The following is a 19,840-nucleotide window of genomic DNA, read 5'->3' as shown; positions in this document are numbered from 1 at the left end:
AGAGGGAGGGGAGACAATGAGCCTTAATCTGCAACAAGAACAAGTATTAAAGCAGGTGCTCACACAAGAACTCAGGCAGGCCATTACATTGCTCCAGCTGAATAGCACTGAGCTTGGCGAGTATCTTGACCAGTTAGCGCTTGAGAACCCTCTGATTGAGCGGAAAGACACGGACAGCTATCAACCAGTTTATCATAAAAAATCTCAAGACCGAATGACAGAGCCGTATCGAACGCATCAAAAAGAAAGCCTGCAAATGTATTTAAAGAAACAAGCCATTGATTTGAATTTAAGTGAAAAGAATCAAAGGATCTTTCATTTTATGATCGAGTCCATTGATTCCAATGGCTATTTAAATGAACCAGTTGACGAGATGGCAGCAGTCTTAAAGGTGTCAGCTGAAGAAGTTGAAGCCGTCCTTCATCAGCTTCAATCGCTAGAGCCTGCCGGTATTGGCGCAAGATCTTTACAAGAAGGCATCCTGCTTCAGCTGAGAAGAAAAAAGGAGCGCTGGTATGAAGCTGAGCTGATCATCGATGAGCACTTCTTTCTCTTTGCAAGAAAGGCATGGAAGGAAATCGCGGCGAAAACAGGTATTTCCATGAAAACACTTCAAGCGGTACAAGATGAGGTGTCGCAGCTTGAACCAAGACCAGGCATCCATTTCTCATACGAAGAAGACCATGTGTATATAGAGCCGGATGTGACGATTACTGTCGTGCAAGACCACATCGCATTTGAGCTGAATCAGCGCGCTTTCCCAGACGTTGAAATGAATGAAGGATACTTCGCTATGATTCAAGACCGAAAGCGGCATGAAGCATATGTGTATCTAAAGGAAAAAGAGCAACAGTACAATTGGCTTCTCCAAGCGCTGAAGCAAAGAAAACAAACGATGACCCATGTCGTTCGTGAGATTATCTTACACCAGACAGATTTTTTCCTTACAGGGAAACATAAAATGAAACCGCTTACGATGAAACGTATCGCAGATATATTGCAAGTGCATGAGTCAACAGTCAGCCGAACGGTGAAAGGGAAAATGGTGCAAACCCCTTATGGCCTCATGGAAATGAAGCAATTTTTCCAAGCAAAGCTAGAAGGGCCCTCACTGGAAGAGGCATCCAGCTACACAGTCAAGACGTACATTGCCGAGCTGATCCAAACGGAAAATAAGAAAAAACCGTATTCAGATCAGCAAATGATGACGCAGCTTCAGCAAACCTTTGGCATTCGAGTCTCACGCCGAACCATTGCGAAATATCGTGAACAAATGAATCTTCCATCATCTACACTGCGGAAGCGCTATGATTAAAAAGAAGTACTTGCCAGAAACATGGCAGGTGCTTCTTTTTTGTTGAAAGGGAGGCACATAGAAGATTTTTTGAAAATTAAATCGGGGAGACGTGTGAACGGAAATTTTGGGGTAAAGTATAAGATAGGGCATGAGCCGAAAAGGATAGACAACAGTGATGAGGTGAGACCAATTGAAATATAAACAAATCAAAACCAAAAAAATATATGAAGAAATTGCGGATGCATTAATCGAATCCATTCGCACTGGTGAGCTTCTTCCGGGAGAAAAATTAGATTCGGTTCAAGCGCTCTCAGAAAACTTTCAAGTCAGCCGTTCCGCTGTGAGAGAGGCGCTGTCTGCTCTCAAAGCGATCGGATTAATAGAGATGAAGCAAGGGGAGGGCACATATGTGAAGCAGTTCGATCCTGAACAGCTCGCATTTTCTTTATCTCCTGCATTTTTAATGAAGCAGCATGATGTCAGGCAGCTCCTTGAAGTGAGAACCATTATTGAAACAGGTGCTGTCAAAAAGGCGGCGCTGCTTCGGACGGACGATGACCTTCATCAGCTGCGTGATGCACTTGAACAAATGAAGCTGGCAGAAGCCCATGAAGAAATTGGTGAAGAGGCAGATCTCACCTTCCATCTCGCCTTAGCCAAAGCCTCGAAGAATGATGTATTAAAGGTGTTAATGAATCAGGTCTCATCCTTGTTAGTAGAAACGATGCGGGAAACGAGAAAAGTCGTGTTATTCTCAACGAAAGCCTCCATTCGGAAGCTTTACGAAGAACATGAACAAATTTACAAAGCCATCGTTGCAAGGCAGCCAGAAGAAGCAGAGAAAGCGATGCTTACGCATTTGAAAAATGTAGAAAATCTGCTCGGTGATGTGCTGCAAAAACCAGCAGAACAAACAGATACACAATAAGCTGTGCCGAAATGATGGCACAGCTCTATTATTGCCGAGAAATATGTAGCTTTTTCATTCGATATTGCAGACTTTGCCTGCTCATGCCCAATAACTTTGCAGTCTGTGAAATATTATCGTCCATTTTTTCTAAGTAATGGACGATGTATTGTTTTTCGAATCGTTCCATTTGGGTTTGGAAATCAGTCGTCTGTTCTGGGCTTGTATACACAAAGGTGTCAGCAGCTGCGGTTTGCTGCAAAGAATTTGTTTGCAATTGCGCCTTAGGACGGTCTTCCCCGTGTTTAAATCTAAAATGATAGGGAAGGTGATGCATGCTTAAGTCGTCTTCATCCATCATCATATTCATCCCCGCCTCAATCACATGCTCAAGTTCTCTTACATTGCCTGGCCAATGATACGCCTTAAAAAGGGCAAGTACCTCTTCATCAGCCGCCTTCACCTTCATTTGAAACAGCTCATTATATTTTTGAATAAAATGATTCACAAACGTAGGAATGTCCTCTTTTCGTTCAGAAAGCGGCGGAATAAATAAGGTGACAATACCGAGACGATAAAATAAATCCTTGCGCATACGTCCACCTGCGATTGCATCCACAGGGTCCTCATTCATATTGGCAATCACTCTTACATCAACAGCAATTTCCTTTGTGCTTCCTAGCCTTCTCACACGTTTCTCCTGTAAGACGCGCAGTAGTTTTGCTTGAAGATGAGGATTTAATGAGTTGATCTCATCTAAAAGCAAGGTTCCTCCTTGCGCCTGCTCAAATAAGCCAGGCTGATCAGCTGCTCCCGTAAAAGCCCCTTTTTGTGTACCAAAGAGCAGGCTTTCAATCAAATTATCAGGCAGTGCCGCACAATTTTGGGTAATAAATGGTCCAGATGACCGGCTACTGCCGTTATGAATGCTTTGAGCAAACAGCTCTTTCCCAGTCCCAGTTTCGCCAACAATGAGCACATAGGAAGAGGTGCGTGTCGCTCGTTTCGCATGCTCAATCACCTCTAAAAAGGCAGGGCTTTGTCCAATAATAGAATCGAAGGTAAAGCGGGTGCTTCCTTTTTTCTTCATATTGTGATGAATCAGCCGTTCCAGCTTGGTCACATCATTCGAAATTTCAACAGCCCCTTGAATGAGACCGTATCGAACGAGCGGGTATGTATGGTTAATCGTTGTGATTTCTTTTCCGTTGTAATTATGATACGTCTGCTTGGCATGTACGGTTTGTTTCCCGGTACGCAGCGCTTGGACAAGTGTACTGTGCATTTCATCTTGAAACGCGAAGAAATCGAGTACATTTTTATGGAGAACATCTGAGCGTTTCAATGATTCAATTTCCATCATTTTTTTATTATAAACAACAGTATTGCCATTCTCGTCAATGGCGTGAACCCCGACATCAATTAAATCGAGCATTTGTTTATATAAATCAATCTCATTTTCAAGCTTTGCGGTATGCATATCTTTTTTCACTTGCGCCACCTCCTGACGTTACCTCTATTTTACATGAAAAATTTTGCAGTTTCCTCTAAAAAATTTTGCGCATGCAAAGATATTTTGCGTAATGAATGAGGTAAACCCTTATGATCAAGCGGTCAGAAAGTTGGCACGATCCTTGCATAACATATGGATGAAGATGAACCCAATTGAAAAAAGCTACCTTACAGAAGGAGGAATAGATGATGACACAGACAAATGAATTGATTCAACAAACAGAACAATATGGAGCGGCAAACTATCATCCGTTGCCAATTGTAATTTCAGAGGCTGAGGGAGTGTGGGTGACAGACCCTGAAGGCAATCGATATATGGATATGCTGAGTGCGTATTCCGCAGTGAACCAAGGACATCGCCATCCCCGCATTATTGAAGCGCTCAAAAAACAGGCAGATCGCGTGACACTCACGTCGAGAGCCTTTCATAATGATCAGCTTGGTCCTTGGTATGAAAAAATTTGCAAACTGACGAATAAAGACATGGCACTGCCAATGAATACAGGTGCTGAAGCTGTAGAAACCGCTGTAAAAGCAGCGAGACGCTGGGGCTATGATGTGAAAGGAATCGAAGAGAATCGTGCAGAAATCATTGCGTGTGTTGGCAATTTCCATGGGAGAACGATGACGGCTGTGTCTCTTTCCTCAGAAGCAGAATACCAAAGAGGTTTCGGCCCAATGCTTCCTGGAATTAAGTTGATTCCTTACGGAGATATAGAAGCGTTACGTGAAGCTATCACACCACAGACAGCGGCTTTCCTCATTGAACCGATTCAAGGTGAAGCGGGTATTGTCATGCCGCCAGAAGGCTTCTTGAAAGATGCCAAAACGCTTTGTGAGCAAGAAAATGTGCTGTTCATTGCGGATGAAATTCAAGTGGGGTTAGCACGAACAGGTAAGATGTTTGCGTGTGATTGGGAAGACATTGAGCCAGATATGCTGATTCTTGGGAAAGCTTTAGGCGGCGGAGTATTCCCAATCTCGTGTGTTGTAGCAAACCGTGATATTTTAGGCGTATTTAACCCTGGTTCTCATGGATCTACCTTTGGAGGAAATCCTCTTGCGTGTGCGGTGTCGCTTGCTGCACTGGATGTTTTAATCGACGAAAAGCTTGCAGCCCGCTCTATGGAGCTTGGTGAATACTTCAAAGACAAATTGGCACGCATTCAAAGTCCTGTGATTAAAGAAGTGCGCGGCCGCGGACTATTTATAGGCATGGAGCTGACAGAGGCAGCTAGACCTTATTGTGAAAAACTGAAGCAAGCAGGTTTGTTATGTAAGGAAACTCATGAAACAGTCATCCGTTTTGCACCACCGCTGACTATTTCAAAAGAAGATTTAGACTGGGCGATTGGTCATATTGAAGCACTGTTTCAAGCTTAAATGGCAAAGGGGGAGGAAGCTTCACTTTCTCCCTTTCTTTTTCAACGAACAGCGAATTTTGTCAAAGGATGCTGAATAGAAGAGGGAAAGTGGGGAAGTGGATTTGATGCAAGAACAGCATAATGAACTAGAGCGTTCCATGAAAAGCAGACATCTTTTTATGATTGCCTTAGGCGGCGTCATCGGTACGGGCCTTTTCCTTGGATCAGGATTGATTATCCATCAGGCAGGACCGGGGGGAGCCATTCTATCGTTTATCATTGGCGGACTGTTAATGTATTTGGTCATGCTGTGTCTTGGAGAATTAGCAGTGGCGATGCCAACAGCCGGTTCCTTTCAGGAATATGCAACCAAATATATAGGCCCGTCCACAGGCTTTATGATTGGTTGGCTGTACTGGTTTAGCTGGGCGTGTACGATTGGTCTGGAGTTTACATCAGCAGGCATATTGCTCCAAAGGTGGTTTCCAGATATCCCGGTTTGGCTCTGGTGTCTAGCATTTAGCGTGATATTATTTGCCGTGAATGCCATCTCTGCTCGCAGCTTCGCTGAAACGGAGTTTTGGTTTTCAGCTATCAAGGTTGCGGCCATCCTATTGTTTATTATCATCGGAATTGGCGCAATTTTCGGAATGATTCATTTGAAAGGCGGAGAACCAGCCCCTTTATTTCGTCATTTGACGGATCATGGCGGACTATTTCCTAATGGTGTTTTTGCTATTTTATTAACCATGGTCACGGTCAATTTCTCCTTCCAAGGAACAGAACTTGTAGGGATCGCAGCAGGTGAGAGTGAAAGCCCTGAAAAAACATTGCCTCGATCAATACGGAATATTATTTGGAGAACGATGGTCTTTTTCGTTTTATCAATTGCGGTTCTGGCAGCACTTCTTCCATGGCAGACAGCAGGCGCTGTCGACAGTCCGTTTGTGGTCGTGCTGGACAAGGTCGGCATCCCATATGCCGCAGATATCATGAATTTTATTATCATCACCGCTGTCTTATCTGTAGCAAACTCTGGATTATATGCGTCATCACGTATGCTCTGGTCGCTTTCAAAGGACGGGAAAGGACCTGCTTTTACGAAAAAGCTGTCCAAGCGTAAAATCCCGATCAATGCATTATTGGTGACAATGGGTGTATCCGCTCTATCTCTGCTTACAAGTGTTGTGGCACCAAAAACGGTGTATGTGTGGCTTATTTCGATTTCTGGAATGGTTCTTGTTGTGGTGTGGATGTCCATTTGTTTGTCTCAATATTTCTTTAGAAAACAATTCATAAAAGATGGTGGAGATGTAAAGGATCTCGTCTTCCGTACACCGCTCTATCCATTTGTCCCACTAGCAGGCTTCATCGCATTTGGCATCGTGCTCATCAGCCTATTCTTTATTGAGAATCAGCGGATTGGCCTTTATTGCGGCGTTCCGTTCATGGCAGCCTGCTACATCATTTATTATCTCAAAATCAAACCGAAGGAAGAGGCAAAGCGTTTTGCCGAAGAGGAAGGAATCCCAAAAACATAAAAGACGACTATATCAAAAAAATGTGCATGCGGACCTCTTACGCATGCACACTTTCATTGATGAATTCATTCAATATAGAAGAAAATAAAATATTTTGAAAAGAAATATCATAGCAAGAACCTTGATGACAAGCAGGCTATCGGTAAAATTGTGTCTATTTTTTGTCTAAATGTGTTTGTAATAGTTGAAAATGCAAGATGATCCTGTTAAAATAATTAAAGAAAGCAGGGTTTGATTTTTTTTGGCTGTGGCGGGACGTTTTTTGTCACAGTGGGACGTTTTTAGTCCAACGTGAAAAGAAAGGGTCGTTAGCCATGAATCGTTTATTGGAAGCTCAAAAAAAATTATTGCCAGATCTTCTCATCGTTATGCAAAAACGCTACGACATTTTGCAGTACATCAGATTAGCTGAACCAATCGGCCGCAGAAGTCTTGCGACGAGTCTTGGTCTCAGTGAGCGCATCTTACGTGCTGAAGTTCAGTTTTTAAAAGAACAAAATCTGCTGGATGTCAAAACGAGCGGCATGATGCTGACGAGTGAAGGCCACGCTTTGCTTGAAATGCTTGAAGGAATGATGAAAGACGTTTTAGGTTTAACCTTTTTGGAAAATACATTAAAGAGGAAGTTAGGCCTAGAAGAAGTCGTGATCGTTTCTGGTGACAGTGACGAATCCCCGTGGGTGAAGCAAGAAATGGGAAGAGCTGCTGTCCAATGTATGAAAAAAAGGTTTACTGGAAATAATATCGTCGCCGTCACTGGGGGAACGACGATGGAAGCCGTTGCCGAAATGATGACCCCTGATGCCAAAAACAGAGACATGATGTTTGTCCCTGCGAGAGGCGGTCTTGGGGAGAATGTAAAAAATCAGGCAAACACCATTTGTGCCCACATGGCTGAAAAAGCTTCCGGTACTTACAAACTGCTGTTTGTTCCAGGACAGCTGTCAGAAGGTGCTTACTCTTCCATTATTGAAGAGCCGTCAGTCAAAGAAGTGCTTCAAACGATCAAATCATCCACGATGCTCATTCATGGAATCGGTGAAGCAAAAACAATGGCGATGAGACGAAACACACCAGCTGAAGATTTAAAAAAGATTGATGAGCATGACGCAGTGACAGAGGCCTTTGGCTATTACTTTAATCGTGATGGTGAGGTCGTCCACAAAGTGCACTCCGTCGGCATGCAGCTAGATGATTTAGAAAGCATTCCACACATCATTGCTGTTGCAGGTGGATCATCAAAGGCAGGGGCCATTGAAGCTTATTTCAAAAAACCCCGCCGAACGGTTCTCGTCACAGACGAAGGAGCCGCAAAAGAGTTATTAAGGGAGTCAATTGATCCCTCAATATAAACATTGTGACCTATAAAAGGAGGAAACATCATGGCAGTAAAAGTCGGTATTAACGGATTTGGACGTATTGGACGTAACGTATTTCGTGCAGCATTAAACAATCCTGAAGTTGAGGTAGTAGCGGTTAACGATCTAACAGACGCTAACATGCTTGCACACCTTTTACAATATGACTCTGTTCACGGAAAACTAGATGCAGAAGTTTCTGTAGACGGTACAAACTTAGTAGTGAACGGTAAAACAATCGAAGTATCAGCTGAGCGTGACCCTGCGAAATTAAGCTGGGGTAAACAAGGCGTAGAAATCGTTGTTGAATCTACTGGATTCTTCACAAAACGTGCAGACGCTGCAAAACACTTAGAAGCTGGCGCTAAAAAAGTCATCATCTCTGCTCCTGCTAACGAAGAAGATATCACAATCGTTATGGGTGTAAACGAAGACAAATACGATGCAGCTAGCCACGATGTCATCTCTAATGCATCTTGTACAACAAACTGCTTAGCTCCATTTGCAAAAGTACTTAACGATAAATTTGGTATCAAACGCGGTATGATGACAACAGTTCACTCATACACAAATGACCAACAAATTCTTGATCTTCCGCACAAAGACTACCGTCGTGCTCGTGCAGCTGCGGAAAACATCATCCCAACTTCTACAGGTGCTGCGAAAGCTGTTTCACTTGTATTGCCTGAACTTAAAGGTAAATTAAACGGTGGCGCTATGCGTGTTCCAACACCTAACGTATCTTTAGTTGACCTTGTGGCTGAATTAAACCAAGATGTAACTGTTGAAGATGTAAATGCAGCACTTAAAGAAGCAGCTGAAGGAGAACTTAATGGAATCCTTGGCTACAGCGAAGAGCCATTAGTATCTAGTGACTACAATGGTAATGCAAACTCTTCAACAATCGATGCTCTTTCTACAATGGTCATGGAAGGCAGCATGGTGAAAGTCATTTCTTGGTACGATAACGAGAGTGGATATTCTCACCGCGTTGTTGACCTTGCAGCTTACATTGCAAAACAAGGTCTTTAATTTCTCACACTGAAGGAACTCACTTGGTTCTTTCCTAGAGACACGATATAATGAAGACGGACAAGGGAAGGGGAAGCATCCCTTTCCCTTTTTCTCTGTTTTTATCCGTTCTGCACGATTTCTCGTTTTGATGAGGGCAAAATGGGAAAAGGATAAAGAGAGACTTGTCCAATGCGTAAGGAAACCAGAATAAAGGAGGATCTCCTGACGAGCATGAATAAGAAATCAGTAAAAGACATTGACGTAAAAGGTAAAGTTGTGTTCTGCCGCGTAGATTTTAACGTTCCAATGAAAGACGGAAAAGTGACGGATGATACTCGTATTCGCGCAGCATTACCAACGATTGAGTATTTAACAGGACAAGGCGCAAAGGTACTATTAGCTAGTCATTTGGGTCGTCCGAAGGGTCAAGTTACTGAAGAATTGCGTCTGACACCTGTAGCGAAACGTCTTCAAGAGCTTCTTGGACAAGAAGTGAAAAAAGCGGATGAAGCTTACGGCGACAACGTGAAAAAGCAAATCTCTGACTTAAAAGAAGGAGATGTGTTAGTGCTTGAAAACGTTCGTTTCTATCCTGGTGAAGAAAAGAACGATCCTGAACTATCAAAAGCATTTGCTGATTTAGCCGATGTGTATGTCAATGATGCGTTCGGTGCTGCACACCGTGCACATGCATCCACTGCTGGTATTGCAGCATATCTTCCGGCTGTTTCGGGCTTCCTCATGCAAAAAGAGCTTGAGGTTCTAGGAAAAGCCATTTTAAACCCTGATCGCCCATTTACAGCGATTATTGGTGGCGCCAAAGTAAAGGATAAAATCGGTGTGATTGAAAGTCTTCTTGATAAAGTGGACAACCTCATCATCGGCGGCGGACTTGCTTACACATTTGTGAAAGCACTAGGCCACGAAGTAGGAAAATCTTTATTAGAAGAAGACAAAGTAGATTTAGCGAAATCCTTTATGGACCGAGCAAAAGAAAAAGGCGTGAACTTCCTGATTCCAACAGATGTTCTGGTAGCCGACGACTTTTCAAATGATGCGAATACAAGCATTGTGCCAATCTCTGAAATTCCAAGTGATCTAGAAGCACTTGATATTGGAACAGAGACAATAGGCAAGTACGCTGATGTTATTAAAAACAGCAAACTTGTTGTTTGGAACGGACCAATGGGTGTATTTGAAATCGACGCATTCGCTAAAGGAACAAAAGCAATCGCAGAAGCACTGGCAGAAGCAAAAGATACATATTCTGTCATTGGCGGTGGAGATTCAGCAGCAGCTGTTGAGAAATTTGGTCTTGCTGATCAGATGAGCCATATTTCTACAGGCGGCGGCGCTTCACTTGAATTTATGGAAGGCAAAGAGCTTCCAGGTGTTACTGCATTAAACGATAAATAAGACCAAAACTGCTATAAGGAAGTGTCAATCATGAGAAAACCAATTATAGCTGGGAACTGGAAAATGAACAAAACACTTGGCGAAGCGGTTAGCTTCGTTGAAGAAGTCAAGTCATCCATTCCATCTCCTGACAAAGTGGAATCCATTGTCTGTGCGCCAGCCCTTTTCCTTGAAAAGCTAAACAGCCTTTCTAACGGAACAGACCTTAAAATTGGTGCACAAAACATGCACTTTGAAGAAAATGGTGCATTCACTGGTGAAATCAGCCCTGCTGCGCTAAAAGATCTTGGCATCGGCTACTCAGTGATCGGTCATTCAGAGCGCCGTGAATTCTTCTCTGAAACAGATGAAACAGTGAACAAAAAAGCACATGCTGCATTCAAGCATGGCATCGTTCCTATTATCTGTGTAGGTGAAACGCTTGAAGAGCGTGAAGCCGGCAAAACAAATGAACTTGTCGCTGATCAAGTGAAGAAAGCACTAGCTGGTTTAACAACTCAGCAAGTCGCTGAATCTGTTATTGCATATGAGCCAATTTGGGCAATCGGTACAGGGAAATCTTCTACAGCGAAAGATGCAAACGACGTTTGTGCGCATATCCGTCAAACGGTTGCAAGCGAATATGGTCAAGAAGCGGCAGACAGCCTTCGCATTCAATATGGCGGAAGCGTGAAACCTGCGAATATTAAAGAATATATGGCAGAATCCGATATTGACGGTGCTTTGGTAGGCGGCGCAAGCTTAGAACCTCAGTCTTTCGTTCAATTATTGGAGGAAGGTCAATATGAGTAAGAAACCAGCTGCATTAATCATCTTAGACGGATTCGGTTTAAGAGGCGAAACAGTTGGTAACGCTGTTGCCCAAGCAAAGAAACCGAACTTCGACCGCTACTGGAACGAATTCCCGCATCAAACCTTAACGGCTTCTGGTGAGGCAGTAGGCCTCCCGCAAGGTCAAATGGGGAACTCTGAAGTTGGGCATTTGAACATCGGTGCAGGACGCATTGTGTATCAAAGCTTAACAAGAGTGAATGTTGCCATTCGTGATGGGGAATTTGAGAAAAACGAAACGTTCCTAGAGGCAATGACTTATGCAAAAGAGAATGACAAGGCCCTTCATTTATTCGGTCTCCTGTCAGACGGCGGTGTGCACAGCCACATTCAACATCTCTTTGCCCTGCTAAAGCTGGCGAAAAAAGAAGGCTTAACAAAGGTATACATTCATGGCTTCTTGGACGGACGTGATGTTGGTCAGAAGACAGCCAAAGTGTACTTAAAACAGCTTGAAGAACAAATCAAAGAAATCGGTGTCGGAGAAGTGGCAACACTTTCTGGACGCTATTACTCAATGGACCGTGACAAACGCTGGGATCGTGTGGAGAAAGCATATCGCGCGATGGCGTATGGTGAAGGCCCAAGTTATCAAAACATCTATGATGTCGTTGATGACTCCTATGAAAATGGAATCTACGATGAATTCGTTATTCCATCTGTCATCACGAGAGAAAATGGTGAGCCAGTTGCAAAAGTAAACGACGGCGATTCTGTGATTTTCTATAACTTCCGCCCAGACCGTGCGATTCAAATTTCGAACACCTTCACAAATGAAGATTTCCGCTCGTTTGATCGCGGAGAAGCACATCCGAAGAATTTACACTTCGTCTGCTTCACACACTTCAGTGAAACAGTTGATGGCTATGTTGCCTTCAAACCAGTGAATTTGGATAACACAGTAGGAGAAGTGCTAGCGCAAAATGGATTGAAACAGCTGCGGATTGCTGAAACAGAGAAATATCCTCACGTGACGTTCTTTATGAGTGGTGGACGTGAAGAAGAATTTCCTGGTGAAGACCGCATCTTGATCAATTCGCCAGATGTGGCAACCTATGATCTCAAGCCAGAAATGAGCGCTTATGAGGTAAAGGATGCACTTGTTGCAGACATCAATGCTGACAAGCATGATGCGATCATCCTGAACTTTGCTAACCCGGATATGGTTGGTCATTCAGGTATGCTCGAGCCAACAATCAAAGCCATTGAAGCAGTAGATGAGTGCTTAGGAGCTGTTGTCGACGCAATCCTAGCAAAAGGCGGACATGCCATCATCACAGCAGACCACGGTAACGCAGACGTGCTGATTACCGAAGAAGGAAAGCCGCATACTGCACATACGACAAACCCTGTTCCAGTCATCGTAACGAAAAAAGGTGCAACGCTTAGAGAAGGCGGCATTCTAGCCGATCTATCTCCAACGCTTTTAGACTTACTTGGTCTTGAAAAACCAAAAGAGATGACAGGAACATCATTGATTCAGAAATAACAAATTGATTCAAAAGGAGAGAAATAACGATGCCATACATTGTTGACGTATATGCACGCGAAGTATTAGACTCTCGCGGTAATCCAACAGTTGAAGTAGAAGTTTACACAGAATCTGGCGGCTTTGGCCGTGCACTAGTACCAAGTGGTGCTTCTACTGGTGAATATGAAGCAGTAGAACTACGTGACGGAGACAAAGACCGTTACCTTGGAAAAGGTGTTCTGACAGCTGTAAACAACGTAAACGAAATCATTGCACCAGAGCTTTTAGGCTTTGATGTCACTGAACAAGTAGCAATTGACAAAATGTTAATCGAACTTGACGGAACAGAAAACAAAGGGAAATTAGGCGCAAACGCAATCCTTGGCGTATCTATCGCTGTAGCACGTGCGGCTGCTGATTTCTTACAAATTCCACTTTACCAATACCTTGGTGGATTCAACTCCAAAACGCTTCCAGTGCCAATGATGAACATCGTCAACGGCGGAGAGCATGCGGATAACAACGTAGACATTCAAGAATTCATGATTATGCCTGTAGGTGCACCGAACTTCCGTGAAGCACTTCGCATGGGCGCACAAATCTTCCATAGCCTGAAATCTGTATTAAGTGCAAAAGGCTTAAACACAGCTGTAGGTGACGAAGGTGGATTCGCTCCAAACCTTGGTTCTAACGAAGAAGCACTTCAAACAATCGTTGAAGCGATTGAAAAAGCTGGTTTCAAACCAGGTGAAGAAGTGAAACTTGCAATGGATGCTGCATCTTCTGAGTTCTACAACAAAGAAGACGGTAAATATCATTTATCAGGTGAAGGTGTTGTGAAAACATCTGCTGAAATGGTTGACTGGTATGAAGATATGGTATCGAAATACCCAATCATCTCGATCGAAGACGGCCTTGATGAAAACGACTGGGAAGGTCACAAACTATTAACTGAGCGCCTTGGCAGCAAGGTTCAGCTAGTAGGAGATGACTTGTTTGTTACAAACACGAAGAAGCTTTCTGAAGGAATCAAAAACGGCGTTGGTAACTCAATCCTAATCAAAGTAAACCAAATCGGTACATTAACTGAAACATTTGATGCAATCGAAATGGCAAAACGTGCAGGATACACAGCTGTTATCTCTCACCGCTCTGGTGAAACAGAAGACAGCACAATTGCAGACATCGCTGTTGCAACAAACGCTGGACAAATCAAAACAGGTGCTCCGTCTCGTACGGACCGTGTGGCGAAATACAACCAATTACTTCGCATCGAAGATCAATTGGCTGAAACAGCACAATATCACGGCATTGCAACATTCTATAACTTGAATAAATAATGCCAGCAACGCGCTGCGTTCCGCTCTTATATCAGAGTGGGCGCAGCGTTTTTTTGTGTTGAATGAGATCCCGCAGCTGTTTCAATAGTCACATCCTATTTTTGTAAAAAATCGTCCTTCAGTCAGAGGGAAAGCGCGCAACTCCACCATTTATAAGCAATAGATCATGAAAAATCGACTAAAAATATGATCTGAAATGAACTTATGTTTTCTGTATGTGGGATGGTATCATTTTACATATATTAGGGGGTGATGAGATGCTGAATCCTTTTAGCCTTCGTTTTCCAGTAGGTGTGTATATGTATATCCTTCAGCTACTGGCGGCATATGATGAAAGGAAGCAACGAATTCTAACTTCTAAGAATGTACAGAAAAACGCATTTTGGATTTATGTCCTTGCCGCTATATTGGGCATTATTTCACTTGGAGCATTGATTTGGGCATGTAAGACCTTTGGAAAGGGCTCCAAATTTTTAGGAGAGTTCAAATTATTAGGCATGTACGTTAAAATCCAATGCGGTTTCTAACAGGGATGAGAACAGATGCAAGGTCATCTGTTCCATCTGAAACAAACGGAGGGATATGATGCTGTCACTACAATTACAAGAAAAAACGTATAGCCGCACCTTCTCTCTCCGTAATATTCAAATGAACGTGGAGAAAGGCCAGACGATGCTTCTTTTAGGGCATAATGGTGCAGGAAAGACAACGATGATTCAAGCTATGTTTGGGCTGACGCCATTTACTGGATACGTTTCCTTACATGGTGAACAGCTGAACCTTCAATCCTCAGCTCATATTTCCCTTTTGAAAAAACATGTTTCCTATATTTCTGACGATCATGCGTTGTTCGATTATTTAACACCGAGGGAATACTTTCAATTACTTCAGCTGCCACATGAGCAAGATGCCACACGTGAAGAGACATTCACCGATTTGTTTGAGCTGAGTCCGTATATGGATCAGCCAATCGCTCAGCTGTCCCATGGCAATCAAAAAAAAACACAGATCATTTCGCAGCTTCTCAGACCATGTGATTATTATGTGTTCGACGAGCCAACGAACGGACTTGATCCAGATATGATGATCATCTTAAAAAAGGTGCTCATGAAGCTGAGAGATCAAGGCGCTGGCATCCTGATTTCAACTCATCATTTGAGCTTTGGTGATACATTATATGATCATCTCATGATCTTAAGAAATGGTGACGTGAAGCTGAATATGTCCCGCCAAGAAACGAATGAGACATTTCCTCATCAGGCACTTGAAGAGATTTATAAAGAAGTAAATCGAGATTACTATATGCAGGTGGAGAGGTTACTCAATGATTTGGACACGACACGTTCTTCATAAAATCGAATGGGGCATGCTGACAACGAAAGGAAAGCAGCTTGGAAAAAAGTATCCTTTGCAGCTTCTCGCAGCTGCCGTTTTTTTCTTGCTCATCTATGCAATATACGTTGTCATCAGCCTGCGCTTTTACATGCAGGCAGGTGAAAGTGAGCCAGCTGCGCTATACCTCCAATTTGTCAAAATGTCGCTCTTACTATTAGGAGCAGGGATTGTGTTATCCCGCAATAAACTGAAGCGCCAAGAATATCAATTCTACTTTTTGAACAGTGCGATACAAAGTGTACCCTTTGTCCTTTGTGCGTATTTCTTTCCAGTGCTTTTTTGCTTCCTCATGGCTGGATTACTTTTTTTACCGATTGTATTAGGTCTTTTGATCACGGGTGTCACCCCATCTCTGTATTGGATCATCGTTGTTTGCATCACATGCGGCATATTGGCACTTTATACGCTCTCTTCATGGATGCTAATGCGGATCGGTGTAAGTCATTTCGTATCAAAAACAAAGGAGCATTTACTGCTACAAACAATCGGCTTTGCGGCACTTCAAGTACTCATATTTCTTCTTTTTCAAAAAGCAGTGGAGATGATCCATGTATGGCCGGCTGTCTATCTGACGTTGCTGGTGATTCTTCTAAGCGCTGGCTGGCTATGGGTGAAGGGCTTAGCAGCTTGCTATGTTCATCAAATGTTTTTGCAGCTGAAAACAGAGGTAAAGTCATTTTCTTACCAGAAAATTAGGACGTACTCTTCCTTTCTGACGCATTTGCGGCAGGAAGTGGTCTATTTCATCCGATCAGCTGTTTTTAAAGAACAAGGCATTTTGTTCCTCTTTCTCGTTTGTTTGACGATTGGGCTGCCATTTGTTTTTACGCCGGAAGAAACTGGATGGCTGTATGCCTTTATTGTGCAGTTTGCGTTAAAGGAAATATTGATTATGCTTCCGCTGATGATTGGCAGAGAATATCATATCAATCAACGGGCCATCTTTATGTTAAATACATCAAAGGGCGCGTATATATTGTCGAGAATTTTATTTTATTACGCAATCAATTTACTCATTTATTTTGTGTATATTGGCCTTGCTTATTTGGTGATCGGTATTGAAAGTGAAGGTCATGGCTTGGCGAGTTTGTCCATTTTATTCATGACCGTCATGGCAGCCTGTACGGGGTTTGTCGTGAAAATCAGTGATTTTAATAAACTGTTTGTCATCGTGATGATGATTGCTGTATTCAGCTTCATCGATATGCTTTTATTAGAGTGGCTGTCATCTAATATGTCTCTACTCGCCACCGCTTATCTGCTTGGTTCACTTGCCTTTTTCAGTTGTATATATGCAGTGATGTTAAAAAGGCCGATATTGCGATGATGGGGCTTGTCATTAGTTTACTAGCGGTTGTGCTCATTCATGAACTCGGTCATATGCTGATGATCATGGTGTGCAACAAAATTGAAAAAAGACCGCTCTTTGATTTTGTGGTCACGATTGATTGGAAGCATGTGGCGATCGTCCATGAGACATTTGCCAGGCCGAGCTTTAATCTGATGGTGGCACTTGCGGGTCCGCTGTTTCCGGTGCTCTGCTCGATTGTGCTTTTCTTAATGTGGAAGCATCCGGTGAGTCATCAGCTGCTGTTTTTTTCTTTACTGAACACTGTGATGCTGCATCCAGCTTGCCCAGACGGGAAAAATATCACAGCCAGTTTAAAAGAGATGAAGGAGAGAAAGAGATGATCAAAGTATTTCATTCGTTTTCTAGCGGCTTAACACTTGCGATGCTGTATATATTTTCTGTGTTTATGACCCCTGTCTTTTTACTGCTGCTAGAGGTCAATCATATTGAATCAAGTCCAACGCTGTTTGGCATGCCATTTTATATTATGAAAATTGAAGAGTATCAATTCAGCTCTGAGGCGACGCTTTTTGGATGCGTTGTCTGCTTTTTAGCTGGCGCTGTGCTTTATTTTTTCATTCAATATGTGATTCATGCTATGAAGAAACGAAGAGCATAAAAAAAGCAGGCTGAACAAATAGTCAGTCTGCTTGAAATGTGAGAGACAGCCGTACCATATCCATACACTGAATCCCGTTTTCATAAATTGGTTCATCATAATGCTTAAGGAAGAAATCGTGATCGATCGATGTTAGGCGGAAGCCGCATTTTTGATAAAGTGCGAGCTGCTGAATACTCGAGTTGCCTGTGCCGATTTCAATCGTATGAAAACCAGTGGCTTTCGCTTCAGCGATCGCATGGCGGATCAACTGCTTCCCAATTCCCTTTCCTTGCCATGACTCCTTCACAGCAACATTCATGATTTCCACTGAATGCTGAGAGAGCGATGATAGCACATAGACACCAATCACTTCCTGTGCATGAAAGGCGGCATAACAAGAGCCGGATTGCACATAAGCGAGAACCTTTTCCTTTGAAGGGTCAGCTAATAGTAAAAGATCCATAGGGAGAGATTGATCATGAGATAATGGCCGAATCTGTATCACATTTTTTCATCCTTTCTATTCTTTAATATACCCTTGTTTCACGCCCCAATCATATTGGTCCTGTACCCACTGAGAGGGAGGATGATGAGTGACATTCGGGTCTTTTTTGACAGTTGGTTTCCTTGTAGACTGAGTGGTCTGCTTATTTGCTTGAGCAGTGGCTTTTGCTGCCGTCAGCTCTTTTTGAAGCTGGTCGACTTTTATCTCAAGCGCTTTACGCTGTTTGACCTCTTTTTCATAGGCTTTCTTTTCTTTTTTGAGCTTTTTTGTGACGGTGGCTATTTGCTTTTTTTGTTCATCGTTTTTATGCTTCATATCTGTTTGATCTGATGTTAACTGCGAGAGCTTCAGATCGCTCGTGTTGCTTTCTTGCTGGTGTGTTTTCTCTGCTTTTTCGATGGTCTGCTGCTGCCAAACAATCCAGCCACCTAAGGCAATAACTGCTACAGAAAGAAGAATGATCGTCATTGTTTTCTTCATGTGTGAACCCCTTTCTTTAAACCTCTATTATCATCGGTTAAAGATATACAGGTTTTAACATCACAAGGGCATATTCACATCAGAATGGCAGACACTATGCAAAAAGGAGGGTGTCTGTTGATTTCCTTTATGATTCATGTTGTCGTCTCATTATTTGCTGTATCAAACCCCATAGGAAACGTACCTCTTTTCATCACCTTAACAGAGGGCTATACAGAAAAAGAGCGCTCCCAGACAGCCAAAAAAGCCATCGTGGTCTCTTTTATTATTTTGATTGCCTTTCTATTGGCAGGCAGGCTCATTTTCAAATTGTTTGGAATCGATATTCATGCACTCCGCATCGCTGGTGGTATTTTTATTTTTGGTATCGCTTACAATTTACTGAATGCAAAAGAATCACACGTCCAAAATCCTCATTCGGAGGAAAAGGCAGAAAGCAAAGAGAAGTCAGATATCTCCGTTACGCCGCTCGCCATTCCGATCATCGCTGGTCCCGGTACAATCGCTACAGTAATGAGTTTAACCCCTGGAAGTCAAGGGATGCTCCACATGTTTTCGATTTTAATCGGCATTGTCATCGTTCTTGCCATGACGTATTATGCCTTTCATTATTCAAGTTTTATTATGCGAAAAATGGGGAAAACAGAGATGAATGTCGTGACGCGTTTGATGGGATTAATTCTGGCTGTAGTGGCAGTTGAAATGATCGGCGCAGGCTTAAAAGGGATGTTTCCGATGTTTATATCATAAGTGTATATAAAAAAGCTGTTTTTTTCTACAATGATGTAAAATAAAACAGCTTTTTTTAAGGTTTCGGCACATGCTTAAATACTTCTTCACTTTCAAAGAACTCAATTAAGCGGCTAATCCAATCATAGTAATCAAGACTTTCCTTGATTTCTGAAAGAAGCAGGTTGATTTTATCCTCTGTTTCTTCTGGTAAATCTTCCTGTTCAAGCAGCTCTTGCAATTCCTTGCACGTTTTCTTATGTGCTTTACGGTTTTTACTGACAACACGTGTCCAATTGGCTGCAAACAATGAAATAAACGTTTGGTATTGATCTTGCTCAACATCATAAAGATCTTTACGTATTCCTTTTTCATAAACCTTTTCCGCAATATTTAAATCAAGCATTTCTCGAACGACTTGACTCATCCTCGTTTTGCTCATGCCGGTCGCCTCTGATAGCTCTTCCAGCGTCATTGGTTTACGGTTCATGTGAATGATACCAAGCACTCTACCCACTGTAGAAGAAAGACCAAAGGCATTCATGTTCTCTGCAGCTTTTTCAATATAATGATCCTGTGCTTTTTGAATGGCGCCTAGCGCTTGCTTGTCCACTCCCCGCTTCATCCCTTCACGACTGACAATTTGTAACACAATATATCATATACCTGTTTGTTGATGAAAACAATAAATATTGAGTAATTGCTAGTAATTTGGAGGAAAAAGGAGA

Annotated in this window: 20 protein-coding genes; 16 read left to right on the top strand and 4 right to left on the bottom strand. The window is 42.7% G+C overall.

Going from position 1 to position 19,840, the window contains the following annotated elements; all coding sequences use genetic code 11:
• The first annotated feature begins 16 nt into the window (after positions 1 to 16).
• Both rpoN and MKY83_RS16375 read left to right on the top strand, forming a co-directional pair.
• The gene (gene rpoN, locus MKY83_RS16380; RefSeq protein ID WP_106067298.1) at positions 17 to 1,315 is read left to right on the top strand and encodes an RNA polymerase factor sigma-54; all 1,299 of its coding nucleotides are present in this window, start codon (positions 17 to 19) and stop codon (positions 1,313 to 1,315) included.
• 172 nt (positions 1,316 to 1,487) lie between these two features.
• Positions 1,488 to 2,225 carry a FadR/GntR family transcriptional regulator gene (locus tag MKY83_RS16375; protein WP_106067297.1) on the top strand — a complete coding sequence of 246 codons (738 nt, stop codon included), beginning with the start codon at positions 1,488 to 1,490 and terminating at the stop codon, positions 2,223 to 2,225.
• A 28-nt stretch (positions 2,226 to 2,253) separates the two neighbouring features.
• On the opposite strand, the gene MKY83_RS16370 is transcribed toward MKY83_RS16375, so the two are convergent.
• Entirely contained in the window at positions 2,254 to 3,696 is a 1,443-nt protein-coding gene (locus tag MKY83_RS16370; protein WP_319610338.1) for a sigma 54-interacting transcriptional regulator, read from the bottom strand.
• A gap of 209 nt (positions 3,697 to 3,905) precedes the next feature.
• On the opposite strand from MKY83_RS16370, the gene MKY83_RS16365 reads away from it, so the two are divergent.
• The 13 genes from MKY83_RS16365 to MKY83_RS16305 all read left to right on the top strand — a co-directional run bounded on the left by MKY83_RS16365 (position 3,906) and on the right by MKY83_RS16305 (position 17,416).
• On the top strand, positions 3,906 to 5,099 hold the full coding sequence (locus MKY83_RS16365; RefSeq protein ID WP_044138980.1) for an ornithine--oxo-acid transaminase: 1,194 nt from the start codon (positions 3,906 to 3,908) through the stop codon (positions 5,097 to 5,099).
• A gap of 106 nt (positions 5,100 to 5,205) precedes the next feature.
• Positions 5,206 to 6,621, top strand: a complete 1,416-nt coding sequence (locus MKY83_RS16360) for an amino acid permease (RefSeq protein WP_044138979.1) — start codon at positions 5,206 to 5,208, stop codon at positions 6,619 to 6,621.
• Between the two features lie 314 nt (positions 6,622 to 6,935).
• Entirely contained in the window at positions 6,936 to 7,973 is a 1,038-nt protein-coding gene (locus MKY83_RS16355) for a sugar-binding transcriptional regulator (protein ID WP_003212739.1), read from the top strand.
• Positions 7,974 to 8,003: 30 nt separating this feature from the next.
• Entirely contained in the window at positions 8,004 to 9,011 is a 1,008-nt protein-coding gene (gene gap, locus MKY83_RS16350) for a type I glyceraldehyde-3-phosphate dehydrogenase (RefSeq protein ID WP_044138978.1), read from the top strand.
• Positions 9,012 to 9,224: 213 nt separating this feature from the next.
• Positions 9,225 to 10,409: a phosphoglycerate kinase gene (locus MKY83_RS16345; RefSeq protein WP_044138977.1), complete on the top strand. Its 1,185-nt coding sequence runs from the start codon at positions 9,225 to 9,227 to the stop codon at positions 10,407 to 10,409.
• 30 nt (positions 10,410 to 10,439) lie between these two features.
• A complete protein-coding gene (gene tpiA / locus MKY83_RS16340) occupies positions 10,440 to 11,201 on the top strand; it encodes a triose-phosphate isomerase (RefSeq protein ID WP_044138976.1) in 762 nt (253 codons plus the stop codon).
• Positions 11,194 to 12,729, top strand: coding sequence for a 2,3-bisphosphoglycerate-independent phosphoglycerate mutase (gene gpmI, locus MKY83_RS16335; RefSeq protein ID WP_003213111.1), 1,536 nt, complete (start codon positions 11,194 to 11,196; stop codon positions 12,727 to 12,729). The genes tpiA and gpmI overlap by 8 nt, the downstream gene beginning before the upstream one ends.
• Before the next feature lie 29 nt (positions 12,730 to 12,758).
• Positions 12,759 to 14,051, top strand: a complete 1,293-nt coding sequence (eno, locus tag MKY83_RS16330) for a phosphopyruvate hydratase (protein ID WP_003212752.1) — start codon at positions 12,759 to 12,761, stop codon at positions 14,049 to 14,051.
• A 257-nt stretch (positions 14,052 to 14,308) separates the two neighbouring features.
• The gene (locus tag MKY83_RS16325; RefSeq protein WP_044138975.1) at positions 14,309 to 14,578 is read left to right on the top strand and encodes a hypothetical protein; all 270 of its coding nucleotides are present in this window, start codon (positions 14,309 to 14,311) and stop codon (positions 14,576 to 14,578) included.
• A gap of 58 nt (positions 14,579 to 14,636) precedes the next feature.
• Complete coding sequence (locus tag MKY83_RS16320) at positions 14,637 to 15,404, top strand: ABC transporter ATP-binding protein (RefSeq protein WP_044138974.1); 768 nt, start codon at positions 14,637 to 14,639, stop codon at positions 15,402 to 15,404.
• Positions 15,376 to 16,773, top strand: a complete 1,398-nt coding sequence (locus tag MKY83_RS16315; RefSeq protein ID WP_044138973.1) for a hypothetical protein — start codon at positions 15,376 to 15,378, stop codon at positions 16,771 to 16,773. Before MKY83_RS16320 ends, MKY83_RS16315 begins: the two co-directional genes overlap by 29 nt.
• A complete protein-coding gene (locus MKY83_RS16310) occupies positions 16,770 to 17,138 on the top strand; it encodes a hypothetical protein (protein ID WP_044138972.1) in 369 nt (122 codons plus the stop codon). The genes MKY83_RS16315 and MKY83_RS16310 overlap by 4 nt, the downstream gene beginning before the upstream one ends.
• Positions 17,135 to 17,416 carry a hypothetical protein gene (locus MKY83_RS16305; protein WP_044138971.1) on the top strand — a complete coding sequence of 94 codons (282 nt, stop codon included), beginning with the start codon at positions 17,135 to 17,137 and terminating at the stop codon, positions 17,414 to 17,416. The genes MKY83_RS16310 and MKY83_RS16305 overlap by 4 nt, the downstream gene beginning before the upstream one ends.
• A 22-nt stretch (positions 17,417 to 17,438) precedes the next feature.
• On the opposite strand, the gene MKY83_RS16300 is transcribed toward MKY83_RS16305, so the two are convergent.
• Positions 17,439 to 17,903 carry a GNAT family N-acetyltransferase gene (locus MKY83_RS16300; RefSeq protein WP_080772914.1) on the bottom strand — a complete coding sequence of 155 codons (465 nt, stop codon included), beginning with the start codon at positions 17,901 to 17,903 and terminating at the stop codon, positions 17,439 to 17,441.
• A gap of 15 nt (positions 17,904 to 17,918) precedes the next feature.
• On the bottom strand, positions 17,919 to 18,383 hold the full coding sequence (locus MKY83_RS16295) for a hypothetical protein (protein WP_044138970.1): 465 nt from the start codon (positions 18,381 to 18,383) through the stop codon (positions 17,919 to 17,921).
• A gap of 117 nt (positions 18,384 to 18,500) precedes the next feature.
• Between MKY83_RS16295 and MKY83_RS16290 the strand changes: the two genes are divergently transcribed.
• Complete coding sequence (locus MKY83_RS16290) at positions 18,501 to 19,133, top strand: NAAT family transporter (RefSeq protein WP_113768096.1); 633 nt, start codon at positions 18,501 to 18,503, stop codon at positions 19,131 to 19,133.
• A 55-nt stretch (positions 19,134 to 19,188) separates the two neighbouring features.
• On the opposite strand, the gene MKY83_RS16285 is transcribed toward MKY83_RS16290, so the two are convergent.
• Complete coding sequence (locus MKY83_RS16285; RefSeq protein ID WP_012011291.1) at positions 19,189 to 19,725, bottom strand: GbsR/MarR family transcriptional regulator; 537 nt, start codon at positions 19,723 to 19,725, stop codon at positions 19,189 to 19,191.
• Positions 19,726 to 19,840: the final 115 nt, after the last annotated feature.

The sequence above is a fragment of the Bacillus sp. FSL M8-0266 genome (assembly GCF_038613425.1).
In the GTDB taxonomy this organism is placed as follows: Bacteria; Bacillota; Bacilli; order Bacillales; family Bacillaceae; genus Bacillus; species Bacillus pumilus.
The sequence above is the reverse complement of the archived record's forward strand: the minus strand, read 5'-3'. Positions and strand labels throughout refer to the sequence as shown.